21 protein-coding genes are annotated in these 20,542 nt (G+C 70.9%); 17 read left to right on the top strand and 4 right to left on the bottom strand.

What is annotated here, in order from left to right:
• The first annotated feature begins 12 nt into the window (after positions 1-12).
• From rpoN to IT347_14275, 14 genes are all read left to right on the top strand, one after another.
• Positions 13-1,446 carry an RNA polymerase factor sigma-54 gene (gene rpoN, locus IT347_14340; GenBank protein MCC6350762.1) on the top strand — a complete coding sequence of 478 codons (1,434 nt, stop codon included), beginning with the start codon at positions 13-15 and terminating at the stop codon, positions 1,444-1,446.
• Between the two features lie 55 nt (positions 1,447-1,501).
• Positions 1,502-1,861: a ribosome-associated translation inhibitor RaiA gene (raiA, locus tag IT347_14335; GenBank protein ID MCC6350761.1), complete on the top strand. Its 360-nt coding sequence runs from the start codon at positions 1,502-1,504 to the stop codon at positions 1,859-1,861.
• Positions 1,862-1,868: 7 nt separating this feature from the next.
• Positions 1,869-2,840: an HPr(Ser) kinase/phosphatase gene (gene hprK / locus IT347_14330; GenBank protein MCC6350760.1), complete on the top strand. Its 972-nt coding sequence runs from the start codon at positions 1,869-1,871 to the stop codon at positions 2,838-2,840.
• Positions 2,837-3,277 (top strand): hypothetical protein, encoded by a 441-nt coding sequence (locus IT347_14325; GenBank protein ID MCC6350759.1) that lies wholly within the window; start codon positions 2,837-2,839, stop codon positions 3,275-3,277. The genes hprK and IT347_14325 overlap by 4 nt, the downstream gene beginning before the upstream one ends.
• On the top strand, positions 3,274-3,759 hold the full coding sequence (locus tag IT347_14320) for a PTS sugar transporter subunit IIB (GenBank protein ID MCC6350758.1): 486 nt from the start codon (positions 3,274-3,276) through the stop codon (positions 3,757-3,759). The genes IT347_14325 and IT347_14320 overlap by 4 nt, the downstream gene beginning before the upstream one ends.
• Positions 3,756-4,463 carry a PTS sugar transporter subunit IIC gene (locus IT347_14315; GenBank protein MCC6350757.1) on the top strand — a complete coding sequence of 236 codons (708 nt, stop codon included), beginning with the start codon at positions 3,756-3,758 and terminating at the stop codon, positions 4,461-4,463. Before IT347_14320 ends, IT347_14315 begins: the two co-directional genes overlap by 4 nt.
• Positions 4,463-5,224, top strand: coding sequence for a PTS mannose/fructose/sorbose transporter family subunit IID (locus IT347_14310; GenBank protein MCC6350756.1), 762 nt, complete (start codon positions 4,463-4,465; stop codon positions 5,222-5,224). The genes IT347_14315 and IT347_14310 overlap by 1 nt, the downstream gene beginning before the upstream one ends.
• Before the next feature lie 19 nt (positions 5,225-5,243).
• A complete protein-coding gene (locus IT347_14305; protein ID MCC6350755.1) occupies positions 5,244-5,513 on the top strand; it encodes an HPr family phosphocarrier protein in 270 nt (89 codons plus the stop codon).
• A complete protein-coding gene (gene ptsP, locus IT347_14300; protein MCC6350754.1) occupies positions 5,510-7,291 on the top strand; it encodes a phosphoenolpyruvate--protein phosphotransferase in 1,782 nt (593 codons plus the stop codon). The genes IT347_14305 and ptsP overlap by 4 nt, the downstream gene beginning before the upstream one ends.
• Positions 7,288-8,370 carry a bifunctional phosphoglucose/phosphomannose isomerase gene (locus tag IT347_14295; GenBank protein MCC6350753.1) on the top strand — a complete coding sequence of 361 codons (1,083 nt, stop codon included), beginning with the start codon at positions 7,288-7,290 and terminating at the stop codon, positions 8,368-8,370. The genes ptsP and IT347_14295 overlap by 4 nt, the downstream gene beginning before the upstream one ends.
• Before the next feature lie 63 nt (positions 8,371-8,433).
• Entirely contained in the window at positions 8,434-9,573 is a 1,140-nt protein-coding gene (locus IT347_14290) for a methionine adenosyltransferase (GenBank protein ID MCC6350752.1), read from the top strand.
• Between the two features lie 232 nt (positions 9,574-9,805).
• Positions 9,806-11,401 (top strand): insulinase family protein, encoded by a 1,596-nt coding sequence (locus tag IT347_14285; protein MCC6350751.1) that lies wholly within the window; start codon positions 9,806-9,808, stop codon positions 11,399-11,401.
• A gap of 2 nt (positions 11,402-11,403) precedes the next feature.
• A complete protein-coding gene (locus IT347_14280) occupies positions 11,404-13,548 on the top strand; it encodes an insulinase family protein (GenBank protein MCC6350750.1) in 2,145 nt (714 codons plus the stop codon).
• Positions 13,549-13,553: 5 nt separating this feature from the next.
• Positions 13,554-14,546, top strand: a complete 993-nt coding sequence (locus IT347_14275) for an epimerase (GenBank protein MCC6350749.1) — start codon at positions 13,554-13,556, stop codon at positions 14,544-14,546.
• 39 nt (positions 14,547-14,585) lie between these two features.
• On the opposite strand, the gene IT347_14270 is transcribed toward IT347_14275, so the two are convergent.
• The 3 genes from IT347_14270 to IT347_14260 all read right to left on the bottom strand — a co-directional run bounded on the left by IT347_14270 (position 14,586) and on the right by IT347_14260 (position 15,710).
• On the bottom strand, positions 14,586-14,891 hold the full coding sequence (locus tag IT347_14270) for an antibiotic biosynthesis monooxygenase (protein MCC6350748.1): 306 nt from the start codon (positions 14,889-14,891) through the stop codon (positions 14,586-14,588).
• Positions 14,892-14,958: 67 nt separating this feature from the next.
• A complete protein-coding gene (locus IT347_14265) occupies positions 14,959-15,471 on the bottom strand; it encodes a hypothetical protein (GenBank protein MCC6350747.1) in 513 nt (170 codons plus the stop codon).
• Complete coding sequence (locus IT347_14260) at positions 15,471-15,710, bottom strand: hypothetical protein (GenBank protein MCC6350746.1); 240 nt, start codon at positions 15,708-15,710, stop codon at positions 15,471-15,473. The genes IT347_14265 and IT347_14260 overlap by 1 nt, the downstream gene beginning before the upstream one ends.
• Before the next feature lie 172 nt (positions 15,711-15,882).
• On the opposite strand from IT347_14260, the gene IT347_14255 reads away from it, so the two are divergent.
• Both IT347_14255 and IT347_14250 read left to right on the top strand, forming a co-directional pair.
• Entirely contained in the window at positions 15,883-17,139 is a 1,257-nt protein-coding gene (locus tag IT347_14255; GenBank protein ID MCC6350745.1) for an adenosylhomocysteinase, read from the top strand.
• 108 nt (positions 17,140-17,247) lie between these two features.
• Entirely contained in the window at positions 17,248-18,411 is a 1,164-nt protein-coding gene (locus tag IT347_14250; GenBank protein MCC6350744.1) for a pyridoxal phosphate-dependent aminotransferase, read from the top strand.
• 5 nt (positions 18,412-18,416) lie between these two features.
• On the opposite strand, the gene IT347_14245 is transcribed toward IT347_14250, so the two are convergent.
• Positions 18,417-18,992 carry a DUF664 domain-containing protein gene (locus IT347_14245; protein ID MCC6350743.1) on the bottom strand — a complete coding sequence of 192 codons (576 nt, stop codon included), beginning with the start codon at positions 18,990-18,992 and terminating at the stop codon, positions 18,417-18,419.
• A 57-nt stretch (positions 18,993-19,049) separates the two neighbouring features.
• On the opposite strand from IT347_14245, the gene IT347_14240 reads away from it, so the two are divergent.
• Positions 19,050-20,420, top strand: a complete 1,371-nt coding sequence (locus IT347_14240; protein MCC6350742.1) for a glycoside hydrolase family 1 protein — start codon at positions 19,050-19,052, stop codon at positions 20,418-20,420.
• Positions 20,421-20,542 lie beyond the last annotated feature (122 nt).

The following is a 20,542-nucleotide window of genomic DNA, read 5'->3' as shown; positions in this document are numbered from 1 at the left end:
GATGGACCAGCCATGGAAATGAAGCATTCGTTGCACCTGCAGCAGAAGCAGTCGCTCATCATGACTCCCCGCCTGCAGCAGGCGCTCAAGCTGCTGCAGGTGCCGACGCTCGAGCTCCAGCAGATCCTCAAGCAGGAGGTTCTCCAGAACCCGCTGCTCGAGGAGGTGGACGATCTCGCCGAGCAGGAGGACATCGAGCGCGAGAACTCGGCCGACGAGCAGAACAACGAGGAAGCCGAGGAGCCGGGCGAGGAGGACGCGATCGACTGGTCGGAGTACATGCAGGACGGCCTCGACCGCACCTACGTGCCGCAGAGCGAGACGAGCATCGAGTTCCTCGAGAAGGTGCCGGTGACCCGCGTGACGCTCGCCGAGAGCCTGCTCGAGCAGCTCCACTTCCTGAACCTGCCCGCGGAACAGATGACGATCGCCGAGTTCCTGGTGGGCTCCCTCGACGAGCGCGGCTGGCTGGTCACGCCGATGGCCGACATCGTCGAGGCCCTCGGCCGGCCGGCGGACGAGATCGAGCGCGTGCTCGCCGTCGTTCAGGCGCTCGAGCCGATCGGGGTCGGCGCCCGCGACCTGCGCGAGTGCCTGCTGATCCAGCTCGACGCGCGCGGCGACCGCGACACGATGGCGTGGCGGCTGATCCACGATCACTTCGATCACCTCGTGAACCGCCGCTTCCCCGAGATCGCCCGGCTCCTCAAGACCGGCGTCGAGGAAGTGCAGGCGGCCGCCGACGAGATCGCGACGCTGAACCCTCGGCCGGGCACCGCCGTCTCGGCGGACGACCCGCGTTACGTGACGCCCGACCTGCTCGTCGAGCGCGTGGACGAGGAGTACCTCGTCATGCTGAACGACCGGAACGTTCCACGGCTGCGGATCTCGTCCGCGTACGAGACGGTGATTCGCGAGAAGAAGAAGGCCGACGCGACCGCCGAGCAGAAGCAGACCCGCGAGTTCATCCAGGGGAAGCTGGCGTCCGCCAAGTGGCTGATCCAGACCATCGAGCAGCGCCGGCGCACGATGATCAAGGTCATGAACTGCATCGTGCGCGAGCAGCGCGAGTTCTTCGACAAGGGCATCGCCTTCCTGCGCCCGCTGACGCTCGCGCAGGTGGCGCGCCAGATCGACATGCACGAATCCACCGTGAGCCGGGTGTGCAGCGGCAAGTACGTGCAGACGCCACGCGGCGTGTTCGAGCTCAAGTTCTTCTTCTCGAGCGGGCTCGAGACGGACGACGGCGAGGACGTGTCGGCCCGCACCGCGAAGGACATCATCCGGACGCTCATTGACGAGGAGGACAAGAAGGATCCGCTGTCGGACCAGCGGATCGCGGAGCTGCTCCACGAGCGCGGCCTGCGCATCGCCCGCCGCACCGTGGCCAAGTACCGCGAACAGCTGAACATCCTGCCGGCGAGGTTCCGCCGGCGGGTCGCCTGAGTCCCCGGAACACTTCGAGACGTCGCGTCCATCCCGAGAACCAAGGAGGAGCGCCGTGCAGATCAGCATCACCGCCCGCCATTTCGAAGTCGCCCCCGACCTGCGTCAGTCCGCGACGCAGCGTCTCGAGAAACTCCAGAAATTCGCCACCGACATCCGCACGATCCACGTCGTGGTCTCGCAGGAACGCGCCCGGTACGAGGCGGAAATCACCATGCGCCTGAACGGCGGCCAGCTCGTCTGCACGGAAACGCACGCGGACGCGGGAGCCGCGATCGACCTTGCCGCGCACCGGCTCGAGGAGCAGCTGCGCCGCCACAAGGAACGCAAGATCGCCTCGAAGCAGCGTCCGGCCGGCGTTCCCGAGGCCGCGGCGGACGGCGTCGCCGGTGACGGACCGGGCGAACAGGACTGAGCCGGCGGTGAAGACCCTCGGCGTCGCGCGCCTGTTCGAGGACCAGCGTGAGGACCTGCAGCTCGAGCTGCTGACGGAGACGCTCGCCTCGCGGTGCGAGATCACGGTCAGCGACATCAATCGCCCCGGCATGGCGCTCATGGGATTCGTCGAGAACTTCCTGCACGAGCGCATCCAGATCCTCGCCCAGACCGAGCTCGCGTATCTCGGGACGCTTTCGCCCGAAGGGGTTCGGCAGTCGCTGGACCGGCTGTTCGCGTTCAACATGCCGCTCATCGTCGTCTGCAAGGGCCTCGAGGTGCCGCCCTCGTTCGTGCAGCGGGCGAACGAGTGCGGCGTGCCCGTGCTGCGCACGCCGCAGAGCACGACGCCGTTCATCCACCAGCTCACCAGCTACCTCGACCACATGTTCGCGCCGACCGTCAGCGTGCACGGTTCGCTCGTGGACGTGTACGGCTGCGGGCTGCTGTTCACGGGCCGCAGCGCGATCGGCAAGTCGGAGACCGCGCTCGACCTCGTCGAGCGCGGCCACCGGCTGGTCGCCGACGACATCGTCACGATCACGCGCCGTCACGGCGACCTGCTGATCGGCGCCGGCAACCAGCTCCTGCGCCACCACATGGAGATCCGCGGCCTCGGGATCATCGACGTGCAGAGCATCTTCGGGATCCGCTCGATCCGCCTGCAGAAGCGCGTCGAGGTCGAGGTCAACCTGACGGAGTGGTCCGACGACGCGGACTACGAGCGCGTCGGCCTCGACGAACGCAAGACCGAGGTGCTGGGCGTGCAGATTCCGCTCGTCCAGGTGCCGATCACGCCCGGCAAGAACATCACCGTGATCGCCGAGGTGATCGCGCTGCACTACCTGGTCAAGGTCGTCGGCGGCTTCTCGCCGGCGGAGCGTCTCAACCAGCACATGCTCGAGGTCATGAAGCGCAAGAGCGCCGCGCGGGCGTGGGTCCGGGAGGACACCGAGTGAGCGCCTCCCGCGGCGAAGCGACGCCGCCGGAATCCGCGGTCCCGGCGCGGGTGCCGGCGATGCTGGTCATGCATGCCGACCTCGCCGCCGCGCTGATGCACGCCGCGGCGCGCGTGTACGGCCCGGTGGACGACGTGCTCGTGCTGTCGAACGAAGGCCTGTCCCGCGCCGAGCTCGAACAGCGGATGGCCGGGACGACCGGCAACTGGCCGCACGGCGGGCTGGTGCTGACCGACTTCTGGGGCGGCTCCTGCCACACGAGCGGCCTCGCCGCGGCCCGCGGCAGCGCGGGGATCGTGATCGTGACCGGCGTCAATCTGCCGCTGCTGCTCGACTATCTCCACAACCGGGACCACCTCGGCGTGTCGGCGCTCGCCGAGCGGCTGCAGGTGAAGGGACGCGAGAGCATCCGCATCCAGCGCGGCCCGGCGGCATGAGCTGGCTGCTGCACCGGATCGACGACCGGCTCATCCATGGCCAGGTGCTCGTGGCGTGGGGCGCGCGATTGCACCCGGTCCGCATGTGGCTCGTGGACGACGCCGTCGCCGCGAGCGAGTGGGAGCGCCGCGTGTACGAGGAGGCGGCCCCGGGCATCGAGGTGCACGTCGTGGACGTGGCCACGGCCGCCGCCGAGCACGCCGGCGAGGCGCGCGCGACGGGGGGCGCGTTCCTGCTCGTGCGTGACCTCGGGTCCGCCCGCCGCCTCGTCGAGGCGGGCGCGGCCGTGCGGGAGTTCAATGTCGGCGGCCTGCACTACGCGCCGGGCAAGGACAAGGTGGGCGAGTACGTCTACCTCGACGCCGCGGACCGCGAGCACGCGCGCGCGCTCCTCGCCCGCGGCGTGGCGCTCGAGGTCCGCGACGTGCCGGCCAGCCGGTCCGTGCCGCTGGCGTCGCTCGACGCGGCGGTCCAGCCGTGATCGTCCGGGTCGCGCTGACGGCGCTGCTCGGCGGCGTCGCCGCGCTCGACGCCACACCGGTGGCGCAGACGCTGCTCTCGCAGCCGCTCGTCACGGCCTCGCTGATCGGCTGGTTGTGGGGGGACTGGGCGACGGCGCTGGCGGTGGGCGTCGTCCTGCAGATCCTGGCCGCGAGCACGCTGCCGATCGGCTCGCGCACGCCCGAGGACTATGCCGCCGGCGGAGTCGTCGGCGCCGGCGTCGCGCTGGCGCTGGCGCCGGGAGCGGGGCTCCAGCCGTGGCGCGACGCCGCGCAGCTCGCGGGCGTGTTCGCCGGCCTGCTGGCCGCCACGACCGGCGTGCCGCTCATCCGCTGGCAGCGCCGCCGCAACGAGGGCCTGGCGCGGTGGTGCGAGGCGGAGCTGCGCGCCGGCCACGAGGGCGCGCCGGGCATCGCGAACCTCGCGGGGGCGGCGATGGCGTTCGGCGTCGGCGTCGCGTTCTGCGCCGTGTGGATCGGAGGCGCCGCGCTGCTGCTGCGCGGCTTCGTGGAGAACGAATCGCTGCACCTCTCGCGCGCCTGGACGCTCGCCCAGCCGCTGTGGCTCGGCTTCGGACTCGCGCAGCTGCTGCACGCGTTCGTGCAGCGGCGGCTGATCCGCGCCGCGGTCTTCGCGGCCGCCATGATCGGAGCCTGGCTGACGCTCGTGATGGGAACTCCCTGATGGCGAAGCTCGGATTCCGGACGCTCCTGCGCATGGCCCTGCGCGCGAACCTCCTGCAGGCGACCTGGAACTTCGAGCGCCAGCAGGGGGTGGGCTGGGTGTACGCGCTGCAGCCCGCGCTCGAAGCGCTCTACCGCGACGCGGCCGAGCGTCGCTCGCGCCTCGCCGAGCACACGGCCTACTTCAACACCCAGCCGACGCTGGCCTCGCTGGCGCTCGGCGCCGTCGCGCAGCTCGAGGAGCAGCGCTCGCAGGGTACCGGACCGGACGAAGTGGCGATGGCCCGCGTCAAGGCGGCGCTGGGCTCGACGCTGGCGGCGCTCGGTGACCGGCTGTTCTGGTTTTCGCTGCGTCCGTTCGCCGCGGTCCTCGGCGTGCTCGTCACGCTCGCCCGGCCCGAGACGGGCTGGGGCGCGCTCGCCCTGTGGACCTGCTACGCCTCGGTGCATCTGGGCGTGCGTCTCGCCGGGGTGGGCTGGGGATACGCCCAGGGACCCGGCGTGCTCGGCGGCCGGCTGCGCGGGCTGCTCGAAGCCGCGGTCCGGGTGCTCGCCTACGGGGGCTGCATCGTGGTCGGCGTCGCCGTCGCCTGGGCGCTCGCGCCGGGAGGCGAACCCCGTCCGATCGCGGTACAGTCGGCCCTCGCCGGTGGCCTCGGGCTCGGTCTGGTTTCCGCGCAACGGTCCCGCCCTTCGCCCACGCAGTGGGCGCTCGGCATCGGTGCGCTCGTGCTCGCAGCCGCGTGGCTGCGCGGATTCTGAAGGGTCAGGGAGGACGGTCTTGCCCGATCTGCAGCTGGTGATCCGGAATCAGCTCGGTCTGCATGCCCGTGCGTGCGCCCTGTTCGTCAAGACCGCTTCCAGGTTCCGTTCGGAGGTGTTCGTTTCGCGCGACGACCTCGAGGTGAACGGCAAGAGCATCATGGGCGTCATGATGCTGGCCGCCGAGGAGGGGGCGACGATCTCGGTGCGCACCGTCGGCCCGGACGAGCAGGAGGCGCTGCAGGCGATCCGCGAGCTGGTGGACGGCAAGTTCGGGGGAGAGCCATGAAGCTGAGCGGCATCGCCGCCTCGCCGGGATTCGCCTCCGGCCCCACGTTCCGGTTCGAGCGCGAGGAAATCCCGGTGCGCGAGTATTCGATCGCTCCCGGGGAGGTCGAGGCCGAGCTCGCGCGGTTCCACGCCGCGCTCGACAAGTCGCGGCGCGATCTCGTCGCCATCCGCGACGGCATCGCGGCCGAGCTGGGCGAGCACGACGCGCGCATCTACGACGCGCACCTGCTCATCCTCGACGACCCCGACCTGATCGGCACGGTCGAGAAGGGCGTTCGCGAGATGCTGCTGTTCCCGGGCTTCGTGTTCCGCGCCTACATGTCGCGCGTGGCGGCGGCGCTCGAGCAGCTCGAGGACGAATACCTGCGCGAGCGCCGCGCCGACATCGTGGATTGCGAACGGCGCGTGCTGCGCGAACTGCTCGGCAAGGGCCGCAACGAGCTCGAGGGCCTCGTCTCGCCGGCCGTGATCGTCGCGCACGACCTCGGGCCCAGCGAGGTGGCCATGCTGCCGCGCGAGCGCGTGCTGGCGTTCGTGCTCGAGGTGGGCGGGCGCACCTCGCACGGCGCGATCGTCGCCCGCGGGCGCGGCATTCCGGCCGTGGTGAGCGTGCGCGACGCGCTCCTGCACGCGAAGACGGGCGACACGGCGACGGTGGACGGTTTCGAGGGCCTGGTCGAGATCAACCCGGACGAGGCGAGGCGAAGCGAGTTCGACGCGCGCGCCGAGCGCCTGCGCCGCAAGGTCGCCGCGCTCGAAGCGCTGCAGGCGGCGCCCTGCGAGACGCTCGACGGCCGGGCCGTCGAACTGGGCGCGAATCTGGAGCAGCCCGAGGACGTGGAGGCCGCCGTCAAGGCCGGCGCCCAGTCGGTCGGGCTCTTCCGCACCGAGTTTTTCTACATGAACCGCGTGGACCTGCCCGGCGAGGAGGAACAGTATCTCGCCTACCGCCGCGTCACCGAGGCGATGCAGGGCCGTCCGGTGCTGTTCCGGACGATGGACCTGGGGGGCGACAAGGTCGCGTCGTATCTCGGCATGACGCACGAGACCAACCCGTTTCTCGGCCTGCGGGGCATCCGGCTCGCGCTCTCGAGCCCGGAGATGTTCCGCGCGCAGATCCGCGCGATCTACCGGGCGAGCGCGCACGGCCGCGTCCGCATGATGTTCCCGATGGTCTCGAGCGTGGACGAGCTCACCCGCGCGCTGACGCTGCGTGACGAGGCGCTCGAGGGGCTGCGGCGCGACGGCAAACCCTTCGATCCGCAGGTCGAGACCGGCATCATGATCGAGACCCCGAGCGCCGTGTGGATGGCCGACGCGCTCGCGAAGCACTCGCAGTTCTTCTCCGTCGGATCGAACGACCTCATCCAGTACACGCTGGCGATGGACCGCGACAACGAACGGCTCTCGCACCTGTACGAGCCGCTGGACCCGGCCGTGCTGCGCAGCATCCGGCACACCGTGGACGCCGGACACGCCGAGCGGCGGTGGGTCGGCGTGTGCGGCGAGATGGCGAGCGACCCTCAGAACGCCGTGCTGCTGCTCGGGCTGGGCGTGGACGAGCTGTCGGTGCCGCCACCCGACCTGCCGCGGGTCAAGCTGGCGATCCGATCGGTGCGCTACGAGGCCGCGCGGGAGATCGCCGGCGAGGCGCTGCGGTGCACTTCGGCGGCGCAGGTGCGCCGCCTGGTCCGTCAGCGCGTGGATTCTCTGCTGCCGAGCGTGCTGGTCTACGAGCGCCAGGGCGACGGCGGACCGGCGGGGCGCGAAGCGTGAGCGACCTCCCGTCCTCGCTCGAGCCGCCCTACGGCGGCCGCGACCCCCGCGGCATGACGGCGCTCGTGGACGCGCTTCCCGAGCACGTCGAGGAGGCGCTGGCACGCACCGACGGCGCGCCCTGGAAGCTGCCGCTCGCCGATCCGGACCTGGTCGCGGTCGGCGGCATGGGCGGCTCGGCGATCGCGGGCGAGCTGACCGGCGCGATGTACCGCGATCTGCTTCCCCGGCCCTGGCTCGTTGTGCGCGACTATCACTGGCCGGCGTGCGTCGGCCCGCGTTCGCTGGCCGTGCTGTCGAGCAACTCGGGAGGCACCGAAGAGACGCTGGCTCTCGAGGCGGAATCGCACGCGCGCGGCGTTCCCTCGGTCGCCCTGACGAGCGGCGGCCCGCTCGCCGGGCGAGCCCGCGAGCGTGGCCTGCACGTGCAGGCCGTGCCGGCGGGAATGCCTCCCCGCGCGGCGCTCTTCCACGGCTGGGTGCCGCTCACGCGGCTCGCCGCCGGGCTCGGATGGGTTCCGGATCCCGTGCCCGCCTGGCGTGAGGCGGCCGCGGTGATGCGCGCGGCCCGCGGGCGGATCGGCTTCGCCGTCCCCGAGGCGACGAACGAGGCCAAGCGCCTCGCCCGGGCGTGCCTCGGGCGGTTCGTGTTCCTTTACTCGTCCGCCGGAGCGGTCGAGGCGGTGGGGCTCCGCTGGCGGCACCAGCTGCACGAAAATGCTAAGCTCGCCGCCCATTCCGCGGCGGTGCCCGAGCTGAACCACAACGAAATCGTCGGCTGGCAGGCCGCCGGTGCGTTGCAGCGGGGCAGTTCGGTGCTGGTGCTGCGGGATCGGGAGGACAGCGCCGAAGCGAAGCTTCGGCTCGAACTCACCGCGGAGTACGCGGCCCGCCAGGGTGCGGCCGTGCACGAACTGCACTCCACGGGGGAGAGCCGGCTGGCCCGGCTCGCCTCTCTCGTGCAGTTCGGCGACTACTTCAGCGTCTATCTCGCGTTGCTCGGCGGGGTGGACCCGGTGGACATTTCGAGCATTGACGAGTTCAAGAGGCGACTGGCGGAGATGTCCCGGCCCCGCTGAAGCTCGCCGACGGTGCCGGAAGCAGCCGCTCCGGGGCCGGTCCCATTCCACGAGGAGCATTCGATGGCGTCGCGTCACCTGTTCACCTCCGAGTCCGTCACCGAGGGCCACCCCGACAAGATCGCGGACCAGATTTCGGACGCCGTTCTCGACGCCATGCTGGCGCAGGACCGCGCCAGCCGCGTCGCCTGCGAAACGATGGTCACCACCGGGCTCGCCGTCGTCGCCGGCGAGATCACCACGAAGGCCTACGTCGAGATCCCCCAGCTCGTGCGCTCGGTGATCAAGGGGATCGGTTACGACGACGCGAACTACGGCTTCGACTGCCACACCTGCGCCGTCATGACGACGATCGACCAGCAGTCGCCCGACATCGCCATGGGCGTGAACACGGGCGGCGCCGGCGATCAGGGCCTCATGTTCGGCTACGCGTGCAACGAGACTCCCGAGCTGATGCCGCTGCCGATCATGCTGGCGCACAAGCTCGCGATGCGCCTCTCGAAGGTGCGCAAACAGGGCCTCGTGGACTACCTGCGGCCGGACGGCAAGACGCAGGTGACGGTCGAGTACGAGGGCGCCCACCCGGTGCGCGTGGACACGGTCGTGCTCTCGACGCAGCACTCGGACCGGACGACGCAGGCGAAGATCCGCAGGGACATGATCGAGAAGGTGATCCTGCCGCTGCTGCCGAAGCGGCTCGTGAGCCGCAAGCAGCCGGTCAAGTTCCACGTCAACCCCACGGGCAGTTTCGTGATCGGCGGGCCGATGGGGGATTGCGGACTCACCGGGCGCAAGATCATCGTGGACACCTACGGCGGGATGGGCCGGCACGGCGGCGGCGCGTTTTCGGGCAAGGATCCGAGCAAGGTGGACCGCTCCGCCTGCTACGCCGCGCGCTGGGTCGCCAAGAACCTCGTGGCGTCGGGACTGTGCGACCGCTGCGAAGTGCAGGTCGCGTACGCGATCGGCGTCGTCGAGCCGGTGAGCGTCACGGTGGACAGCTTCGGCACCGGCAAGGTCAGCGACGACAAGCTCACCTCGATCGTGCGGAAGAACTTCGACCTCACGCCGCGCGGCATCATCGAGGCGCTCAAGCTGCGCCGGCCGATCTACCGCGCGACCGCCGCGTACGGTCACTTCGGCCGCCCCGAGTTCGCGTGGGAGAAGACGAACCGGGCGAGGGACCTGGCGCGCAGCGCCTGAGGGTCCGGGCCGCGACGAAGCCCCTGCGACGCCCCCGCCGGCTGGTCCGGCGGGGGCGCACGCGTTTCGGCGCGACCTTCGCACCAGCTCCACCCGCCGCCTTCGTCCGCCGTCCTGCCGCGCCGGTCACCCCCGAGTGGGAGAGCCTTTGCCGCCACCGGGGCGGGGTGCGATAGTCGCCCGCGCTTCCAATCCCAGGTGCAACCCGACGGCATTTCCAAGGAGGATCTGCATGTTGAAGCTCCATCGCCCGGCCGGGAGGATTTCGCTCGGACTGGCGTGCGCCCTCGCCCTCGCGATCCCCGCGGCCCTGCGGGCCGCGCCCGCGAAACCGGCGGCCCGGTCGGCGCCCCCCGCGACCGCGCGCACCGGACTCGAGTCCATCGAACGCCAGGTCCAGGAGTTCACGCTGCCGAACGGCCTGCGCTTCCTGGTCGTCGAGCGCCACCAGGCGCCCGTCTTCAGTTTCTTCACCGTGGTCGGCTCCGGCTCGGCGAACGACCAGGTCGGCACCACCGGGCTCGCGCACATGATGGAGCACATGGCGTTCAAGGGAACCTCGCTCGTCGGAACGACCGACGCGGCGAAGGAGAAGGTCGCCATGGACGCGGAGGAGAAGGCGTGGGCGGCGCTGCTGGACGAGCGCCGCAAGGGCGCGCGAGCCGACACGGCCGCGCTGGTGCGACTCGAGAAGGCCTTCCTCGACTCGCAGATCGCCGCCGGCAAGTACGTCGTCACCGGCGAGTACTCGCAGCTCATCGAGCAGGCGGGCGGACAGAACGTCAACGCGTTCACGGCGGACGACATCACGGCCTACTTCTACTCGCTGCCGTCCAATCGGCTCGAACTGTGGGCCTCGCTGTTCGCGGGGGCGATGGTGGATCCGGTGTTCCGCGAGTTCTACAAGGAACGCGACGTCGTCTACGAGGAGCGGCGCATGCGCGTCGAGTCCTCGCCGATCGGGCGGCTCTACTACGAGTTCATCACCTCGGCCTTCAACGCCCACCCGTACGGCTTCGGCGGGATCGGCTACCCGTCCGACCTCAAGACCTTCAGCCGCACGCAGGGCGAGCAGTTCTTCCGTCGCAACTACGTCGCCAAGAACATGACGATCGCGGTCGTCGGCGACGTGACGCTGGCGGAGATGAAGCGCCTCGCGAACAAGTACTTCAGCGACGTTTCCGACGCGCCCGCGCCGCCGCCGATCGACACGGTCGAACCGAAGCAGATCGCCGAACGGCGGGTTCTCCTCGAGGACAAGGCGCAGCCGTTCGTGATCGTGGGCTGGCACATTCCCGCGGTCTCGGACCCGAGCTACGCGGCGTGGAAGGCCGCGGCGGACCTGCTGGGCGGTGGCCACTGGTCCCGCCTCTACAAGACGCTGGTCAAGGAGAAGCACATCGCCGTGCAGGCCGGAGTGGGAACCGGCACGCCGGGCGAGCGCTACCCGAACCTGTTCACCATGTTCCTGGTTCCGGCCTCGGGCCAGGACCCGGCGGTGGTCGAGAAGGCGGCTTACGACGTGATCGACGAGGTGCTGGGCGACAAGCCGTTCACGCAGGAGGAACTGGACGGCTACAAGGTCCGGGTTCGTGCGCAGAAGATCGGCGCCGCCGAAGACAACGGCCAGCTCGCCGGTGAACTCGCGCAGGCGCAGGTGCTGTACGGGGGCTGGCGCGAGTTCTTCCGCGAGCAGGAGCGCGTCCAGGCGCTCACTCCGCAGGATCTGATCGCGGTGATGAAGCAGGCGCTCGTGAAGAGCAACCGGACCGTCGCCATGATCGTGAACCCGTCGCAGGACGGGGAAGCCGCGAAGGGAGGGCGCTGACGATGAACCCGATCCGCCTGACGCGCCTGCTGTTCCTCGCCGCGCTGCTCGCCGCGACGAACGCCTCGGCGACCGACGTCTCGAAGTACGATCCGCGACAGCTTCCGGTGCCGCCCATCGGCCGCATTCCGGCGATCCAGCCCGAACGCTACGTGCTGCCGAACGGTGCGGTCGTGCTACTACTCGAGAATCACGACCTGCCGGTCGTCAAGGGGACGGCCTATTTCCTCTCGAGTCCCTCGCTCGCGCCGAACGATCGCGCCGGGCTGCGGGAACTGGCCGGCGAGGTCATGCGCTCGGGCGGCACGGCCGCGCACCCGGGCGACTGGCTCGACGACCGCCTCGGGGCGATCGGAGCGTCCATCAACTCGAACATCGGCGCGGGGCTCGCGAACGCCGGTTTCCGCTGCCTGAGCGACAACACGGCCGAGGTGCTCGGCCTGTGGGCCGAGATCCTGCGCCAGCCGGCGTTCCCGGCGGACAAGATCGAGCTCGCCAAGGTGGGCCTGCGCCGCTCGATCGCGGGGCGCAACGACGAGATGCTGCCGATGCTGTTCCGCACCGGCACGCTCGCGATCTACGGCAAGGACAGCCCGTGGTCCGCGCAGCCCGAGTACGCCACCGTCGAGCCCATTTCCCCGGGCGACTGCCAGGCGCTGCACGCGAGGATCTTCGTGCCGGAGCGCATGATCGTCGCTGTCTACGGCGACTTCCGCGCCGCCGACATGAAGAAGCTCCTGGCGGCGAGGTTCGGGGACTGGAAGAAGAGCGGCACGCCCAAGCCCGTGCTGCCGCCGACCCCTACTTCGGTCGAACCCCGGCTCGTGTTCGCGCCCAAGGACGACGTGACCCAGTCCGGCATCGTCGTCGCGGAGCCGGGCTCGCGGGCGGACGATCCCGACTACGCGGCGCTGCAGGTGCTCGAGCAGGGGCTGGGCGGCGGATTCTCGTCGCGCATGTTCCAGCACATCCGCACGCAGCGCGGGCTCGCCTACGCGGCCGGCGCCCGCGCGGGATCGGACTTCCAGAAGCCCGGCATCTTCATGGGCTTCACGCTCACCCGCAACGACTCGACGATGACGGCCCTCGGGCTGGTTCGCGACGAGGTGCGGGCGGTCACGCAGTCACCGTTCACCGGGTCGGAACTGCAGGCCGCGAAGCAGGCGGTCGTCAACGGCTACGTCTTCAACTTCGAGGATCCGAGCCAGGTGCTGTTCCGGGCGGCCTACTACGAGGCGATCGGATATCCGGCCGACTTCCTCCAGCGCTACCAGAAGGCCCTCGAAGACGTGACGAGCGAGGGTGTCCTGGCGGCGGCGAAGCGCAAGATCCACCCCGACCGCCAGGTCGCGATCATCGTCGGCAAGGAGTCCGAGTTCGACCGTCCGCTCGCGAGCGCCGGGTTGCCCGTCGAGCGCGTGGACATCACGATCCCGCCTCCGCCCTCGAAGCACCCGGGTGTGGCGGCGACCCCGGAGGCGAAGCGCAAGGGCGGCGAGTGGCTCGCCGCCGCCGCGCAGGCCGCCGGCGGCAGCGCGGCGTGGGGCGCGGTCAAGTCGGTGACGATCTCGGGCGAGGCCAACCTGACCATGCAGGGCCAGAGCATCGCGCTCACCAGCGAGGAGACGTGGGCGTTTCCGGACCGGCAGGTCTCGCTGCAGAAGCTGCCGTTCGGCGAGATCCGCCAGGGTTTCGACGGCAAGGCTGGCTGGATGAGCGGCATGGGCCAGTCGCGCGACAACCCGAAGGCGGCCGAGGAGACCGCGAAGGAGTGGGAGCGCTCGCTCTGGCGGCTGTTCTCCGATCCGGCGAAGGTCGAACTCGCCGCGCTCGACGCCCCGGAGAAGGTCGGCGACGCCTCCTATCGCGCGGCCGCGGTGCTCGGGGCCAGGTCGCAGGACCTGACCCTGCTCTTCGCCGAGGACGGCACCCTCGCGGGCTGCGCCTACCAGGACGAAGGCGGTGGGCAGATGGGGCCGGCGCGCGTCGTGCAACTCTTCGAGGACTGGGCTCCCGAGGGCTCGCTGCGCTACCCGCACCAGTCCCGGATGCTGCGTGACGGCGCTCCCTTCCTGCAGATGAAGACGACGTCGGTGAAGCTGAACCCCGCGGTCACCGACGGGACGTTCCGCAAGCCGGCGCCGTAGCGCGCGTGCGGCTGCTCGTCCTCGGCGGGACGAAGTTCGTCGGAAGGCACTTCGTGGAGGCGGCGCTCGGCCGCCGCCACGAGGTGACCTTGTTCAATCGCGGCCGTACGGCCCCGGGGCTGTTCCCGGGGATCGAGACGATTCCGGGCGACCGGGACGGCGGACTTGGCGCGCTGGCCGGGCGCACGTGGGACGCCGTGTTCGACCCGGGCGGCTACGTGCCGCGCCTCGTCGCGGCGTCCGCCGCCGCGCTGGCCGGACGCGTCGGTTTCTACGCCTTCGTCTCGAGCATCTCGGTCTACGCGACGCCGCTCGCCCCGGGCTCCGACGAGTCGGCGCCGCTCGCGACGCTGGCCGACCCTACGACGGAGGTTGTCTCGGGCGGGACGTACGGCGCCCTCAAGGCGGCCTGCGAGCGGGAGGTGGTGCGCGCGTTCGCCGAACGCGCGTTGCTCGTCCGGCCGGGACTGATCGTCGGGCCCCATGACCCGACCGACCGCTTCGGCTACTGGCCGCGTCGGCTGTCACGCGGTGGCGACGTGCTGGTGCCCGGCGTCCCCGGACAGCCCGTGCAGTTGATTGACGCGCGCGACCTGGCCGCCTGGTCGCTGGGGATGATCGAACGCGGGTCCGGAGGGACGTTCAACGCGACCGGACCCGCCGAGCCGCTGACGTTCCGCGGCCTGATTGAGAGCGCCGCGCACGCCCTCGGCGTGACGCCGCGGCTCGTGTGGGTGGACGGCGGGTTCCTCCTCGAACGCGGTGTCGAGCCGTGGACCGAGCTGCCCCTGTGGGTGCCGGCCGGGGAGGAGGGCATGGACGAGGTCAGTGTCGGGCGGGCACGGGCGAACGGGCTTTCGTATCGCCCTATCGCCGACACGGTCCGGGACACGCTCGCATGGGACATCGCCCGGCCCGACGCCGCGCGCGAGGGATCGAGGGCCCTCCGGCCCGCCCGCGAGGCGGAGCTGCTCGCGCAGTGGCGCGGGCGAGGGTAGCGCCGGGGGACGGATTCCGCGCGGGCGACGGGAGTTCCTTCAAAGCCCTTCGCGCGTGCTCGTCGCCTTCGTGTACGCGCGTTCGACGCGCGCGATTCGCAGGAAGAACTCGTCGTACCAGCGCTCGTGGCCGAGACGCTGGGCGTGCTGGTGCGCCGCGAGGCGCTTCCACGCCGCGATCGCCGACTCGCTCTCCCAGAAGGCCAGCGTGATGCCGAAGCCGTCCTCGCCGCGCACGCTCTCCATGCCGAGGAAGCCCGGCTGACCCGGAGCGAGGTCGGCGAGCGCGGCGGCCATGCGGCCGTAGCCTTCCGGGTCCTCGGGGGAGCGCTGACTCGAAAACATCACCGCCCAGTAGGGGGGCGACGGGGTCCGGGCGAAACGGTCGCGTGCAGGGTCCACGGCATCCTCCTCAGGAAGTGGGGCGTCGGGGGCGACGCGTGAGCGTACGATAGCGGCGGGCCGGCGGCTCGGCCGGCGTCCACAGTTCGCCGTGCACGGGGTCGCGCACGTCCAGGAAGCGATACCGGCGCATGCCGCGGTCTGCCGACAGCAGCTCGCGCACGCCGTGCTCGCGCAGAACGACCGCGGTCTCGAACCCCGAGGGCCAGGCGGGGCCGCCGCCGGCCGCGAGCGCCAGCACCTCGGAGGCGACGGCGGCGTGCCGTTCGGTCGGGGCGAGCCAGCGCAGCGAGGCGCTGCGCGCGAGTTCCTCGACGAACGCCCACGCGTCCGCCGGGCGAAGGGCGCGCGCGACGGCGTGCGGGTGGGTGACGCGGGCGAGGAACTCGTGAACCGCCGGCCAGGGCAGCGCCCACGACCGGTCGTCGTTGGCGAGCGCCTCGAGCACCGCGGCGGCGCGTGCGTGTTCCGGCGCGTAGCGGTTGACCGCGTAGGCGAGCAGGCTGGTGTCCACGGCGCGCATCAGTCGTCCTCGCCCGGCGGAAGGCCGGGCAGATCGTCGCGGCGCGCGGGGTCCGCGAGGAACGGGCCGAGGTCGTAGGAGGGAAGCTGCACGCGTACGCGGCGGGACGGCGCGTGGGCGTCCAGCCCCAGACGCAGGGTCCGCTCGGTCAGCTCGGTGAGCGTGCGCCCTTCGACCGCGGCGCGGCGCCGGAGTTCCGCGTACAGGGCGGGATCGAGAATCAGCGTGGTTCGTTTCATATGCATACGCATAACATCATCGGCTGGCCACCACAAGAACTCAATTTCCGATTGAGACGCGCGCCCGATTCCGGCATGCTCCTGCGCGTCGTTGCCCGCACGTTCCCGTCGTCCGCACTCACCAGGAGAGGCCATGGCGAAACGCCGTCCTGCCGCTTCCGAAGACATCGTCATCCCCGGCCACGTGAAGGACATGGGCCTCGTCCGCGCCGGCCGCGCCCGCATCGAGTGGGCCGAGCGCAACATGCCCGTGCTGCGCGCCATCCGCGCGCGTTTCGCGAAGGAGCGTCCGCTCCGGGGCGTGCGCATCGCGGCCTGCCTGCACGTCACGACCGAAACCGCGAATCTCGCGCGCACCCTGAAGGCCGGGGGTGCGGAAGTCTACCTGTGCGGCTCGAACCCGCTCAGCACCCAGGACGACGTGGCGGCGGCGCTCGTCGGCCACTACGGCATTCCGACGTTCGCCATCAAGGGCGAGGACCACAAGACCTACTACTCGCACATCGTTTCGTGCATCGAGGCGCGTCCGCACGTCACCATGGACGACGGCTGCGATCTCGTGACCGTGCTGCACACCAAGAAGACGAAGTTCCTCAAGGACGTCTTCGCGGGCACCGAGGAGACCTCGACGGGGGTGACCCGCCTGCGTGCGATGGCCGCGGACCGCAAGCTGCGCTTCCCGGTCGTCGCGATCAACGACGCCGACACGAAGCACCTGTTCGACAACCGCTACGGCACCGGCCAGAGCACGCTCGATGGCGTGCTGCGGGCGACCAACATGCTGGTCGCGGGCTCGACGGTGGTGATCGCGGGGTACGGCTGGTGCGGCCGCGGTCTCGCCGCGCGTGCCAAGGGCATGGGCGCCACGGTCATGGTCACCGAGGTGGACCCGCTGCGCGCGCTCGAGGCGCAGATGGATGGCTACATCACCTGTTCGATGGAGGAGGCGGCCCCGAAGGGCGACCTGTTCATCACGGTGACCGGCAACAAGTCGGTCATCCGCCGCGAGCACTTCGCGGCCATGAAGGACGGAGCGATCGTCTGCAACAGCGGGCATTTCAACGTCGAGCTCGACATCCCGTCGCTCGAGCGCATGGCGGTCAGCAAGAAGGTCGCCCGCCCGTTCGTGGACGAGTACCGGCTCAAGGGCGGCAAGCGGGTGTTCCTGCTCGGCGAGGGCCGGCTCATCAACCTGGCGTCGGCCGAAGGCCACCCGGCGATGGTGATGGACATGTCCTTCGCGAACCAGGCGCTGAGCGTCGAGTACCTGCGTCGCAACGCGCGCAAGCTGCAGAAGAACGTCTACGTCGTTCCGAAGCCGATCGACAAGGAAGTGGCCCGCCTGAAGCTCAAGAGCATGGGCATCGAGATCGACACGCTGACGGCCGAGCAGGTGAAGTACCTGGCCACCTGGAGCGAGGGCACCTAGCCCTCGATGCGGTCGCGGTTCCGAACGCCCCGGCGGCCTCGCGCGCCGGGGCGTTTCGCGTCCCGTCGGGCGTTGCCCGCGCCGCGGGGCGACGCTTAACCTGCGCGCATGCTGTCGCATCGCGTCCCCGAGAATCCCGAACCGAACGCCTGGGCACGAAAGCTGGCCGCGCTGCGGGCGGCCGGCGGACCCGTCGCCGACCTGACCGCGAGCCATCCGGGCGCGCTCGGGCTTTCGCCTCTCGGGCCGGCGGCCGAGGCGCTGGCGGCGGCCGGCGTCGGCTCCTGCATGCCGGCTCCGCTCGGGGAGCCGGCGGCGCGCGCGGCGATCGCGGCCGACCTCGAATCGCGAGGACTGCGCGCCGAAACGGACCGCGTCGTGATCACCGCGAGCACGAGCGAGAGCTACGCGCAGCTCTTTCGCCTGCTCGCCGACCCGGGCGAGGCCATCGCGTTCCCGGCGCCGAGCTACCCGCTCTTCGAGCCGCTGGCGCTGGCCGAGGGCGTGCGGCCGCTCACCTACCGGCTCGCGTGGGACGGCGCCTGGCATCTCGATCGCGGGTCGTTCACCGCCGCGCTTCGGACGGCGAAGGCGGTCGTGCTGGTGGAGCCGAACCACCCCACGGGCACGTGCCTCGATCGGGACGAGCGCGAGTTCGTGGAGGCGTCCGTCGAGCGCGCGGGCTGCGCCCTCATTGCCGACGAAGTGTTCCGCGAGCACCCGTGGCCCGGCCGGACGTCCCTGCCGTCGTGGCTCGACGGTCCGCGCCGCGCACCGACCTTCGTGCTGGGCGGGCTCAGCAAGCAATGCGGCCTGCCGCAGCTCAAGCTCGGCTGGATCGTGGCCGCGGGGCCGGCGCGGGCGCGTGGCGAGGCCCTGGCCGGGCTCGAGTGGCTCGCCGATCTGCAGCTGAGCGTCGGCTCGCCGGTGCAGGCGGCCCTGCCCGCCCTGCTTGCGCTGTCACGCGAGTTCGTGCCGCGCGTAAGAGAACGACTGGTGGCGAACCTCGAGGCGCTCGACGCGCTGGCGCTGGCCCGGCCGGTCGTGACGCGGCTGCCGGGGCTCGGCGGCTGGAGCGCGGTGCTGCGAGTGCCCGCGACGCGCGGCGCCGGGGACTGGGCCCTGTCGCTGCTCGAGCGATCGGTGGCCGTGCACCCCGGCGACTTCTACGGCTTCGAACGCGGGGAGCACCTGGTCGTGAGCCTGATCGCGTCTCCCGCCGACGTCCGGCGCGGCTGCGCCGAGCTCTCGGGGCTGCTCGCCGGGGGCTGACCGGCTCAGCGCTTCGCGCGCCGGCTCCGGTACAGGTGGCGCAGCAGCAGGATCTGGCCGTAGTGTCCGGCGTAGTGCTCGACCAGGTGATGCAGGATCCAGCGCCGCTGGAAACTGCGACGGGGTCCGCCGGGCCGGTCGGCCCGCACCGACTCCTGAAGATCGGCGGCGGTGAAGCGGCGCACGTGGCGGCGGGTGAACGAGCGCGCGCGGGCTTCGAGCGCGCGGTAGTCCCCGACCTTCCAGCCGTGGAGCGCGCGCGGTGGCGTGCCGCCCGCGGGCAGCGGAATGCCGTCGTCGTCCACTCCGATTCCGAGCAGGCGTTCGAGCTTCGCGTCGTCCACGCCGGTGGTCGCGCGCTGGATCCAGAACGCCTCGACGATCGCCATGTGGGCGAGCAGCATCCCCTGGGTGTTCAAGCCGCGCTTCGGCTGCCAGACGAGTTCGGCGGACGAGGCGCCCGCCATGTCGCGCCACAGCAGCCGGCTCAGATCGTCGAGCTGGGCGACGAACAGCGCCGCCTCCTCGCTGCGCCAGCCACGCGGCCGCCGCAGGACGTGGGACTGGAGGGGGACCGCCATGGAGCCTCCGCGGGTCGGGTTGTGGGTGGGAGGGATGCGCTCGATACTGGCGTGCAAATGGACGAGCGCATCCTACACGAGGGCGGTCCCGCGCCGGATCCGGCGGGTGCGCAGGACGCCGGCGGACCGCCGGAGCCTGTCCGGGCACCCGAGCTCGGAGCGCATGCGTCGAACTTCCGCTTTCCTCCCGGCTTCCTGTGGGGAGCCTCGACCTCCGCGCACCAGGTCGAGGGCGACAACACCAACAACGACTGGTGGGACTGGGAGGCCGCGGGCCGGGTTCTGGAGCCGTCGGGCAAGGCGGCGGATCATTTCCACCGCTACCGGAGCGACTTCGACCTGGCGCAGGCGCTCGAACACAACGCGCACCGCTTCTCGCTGGAGTGGAGCCGCATCGAGCCCGAGGAAGGCCGCTGGTCGCAGGAGGCGATCGCGCACTATCGCGACGTCCTCACGGCCCTTCGCGAGCGCGGCATCGAACCGGTCGTCACGCTCTACCATTACACGATGCCCCGGTGGATGGCCGCGAAGGGCGGCTGGGAGAGCCCGGCGATGGAAGAGCGCTTCACGCGCTACGTGGACCACGTGTTGTCCGAGCTGGGACCGCTCGCCCGCTGGTGGATCACGCTCAACGAGCCGGTCGTGCAGGTCTTCAAGGGCTGGATCATCGGCCAGTGGCCGCCGGGCAGGACCGACTGGCGCGTCGCGTTCTCGGTGCTGCGGCACATGCTGCGCGCCCACGTGCGCGCCTATCACGTCATTCACCGGCACCGGCCGGACGCGAAGGTCAGCATCGCCAAGCACGTGCTGGCGCTGTCCGCCTGCGATCCGCGGAGTCTGCGCGACCGCCTGTCGGTGCGGGTGCGCAGTTACTTCTTCAATCACCTGTTCGTGGACGCCCTGCACACCGGCGTGCTGCGCGTGCCGGGACTGTTCTGGGAGCGGCTGCCGCACGGCCGCACGCTCGACTTCATCGGCATGAACTACTACACGCGGGATTTCGTGAAGAACACCGGGCTGGACCTGCCCGGCTGGATGGGCGGCGCCTGCCGGCTCGACAACCGCCAGCACGTGGGCAAGCTCAACGACCTCGGCTGGGAGATCTACCCGGAGGGACTCGCGCGCTACCTGCGCGAGTTCGCGCGCTTCCGACTGCCGATCCTGATCACCGAGAACGGCGTCCCCGCCCACGAGGACGACGACCGCTGGGTGTTCATCTTCCTGCACCTGTGGCAGGTCGCACGGGCCATCGCCGACGGAGTGCCGGTCATCGGCTACCTGCACTGGTCGCTGCTCGACAACTACGAATGGGCGGATGGCTATGCGGCGCGCTTCGGGCTGGTCGAAGTGGACTTCGCGACGCAGGCCCGGCGCATCCGGCCGAGCGCCTGGAAGCTCACGAACGTGATCCGGCGGAACGAGCTCTAGCCCGACCTATTCATGAACCGTGAGCCGAGAGTGACGGATGCCCGTGAAGCGCAAGGAGCAGGGCTGGCCAGCGACGCAGTCGTGTCGGTGACACGTCGAGGAAGCTGGCCAGCCCTGCGACG

This window comes from Candidatus Eisenbacteria bacterium, from assembly GCA_020847735.1.
GTDB lineage: Bacteria > Eisenbacteria > RBG-16-71-46 > RBG-16-71-46 > RBG-16-71-46 > CAIXRL01.
Note: the sequence above shows the minus strand (reverse complement) of the source record. Positions and strands in the feature narration are given on the sequence as shown.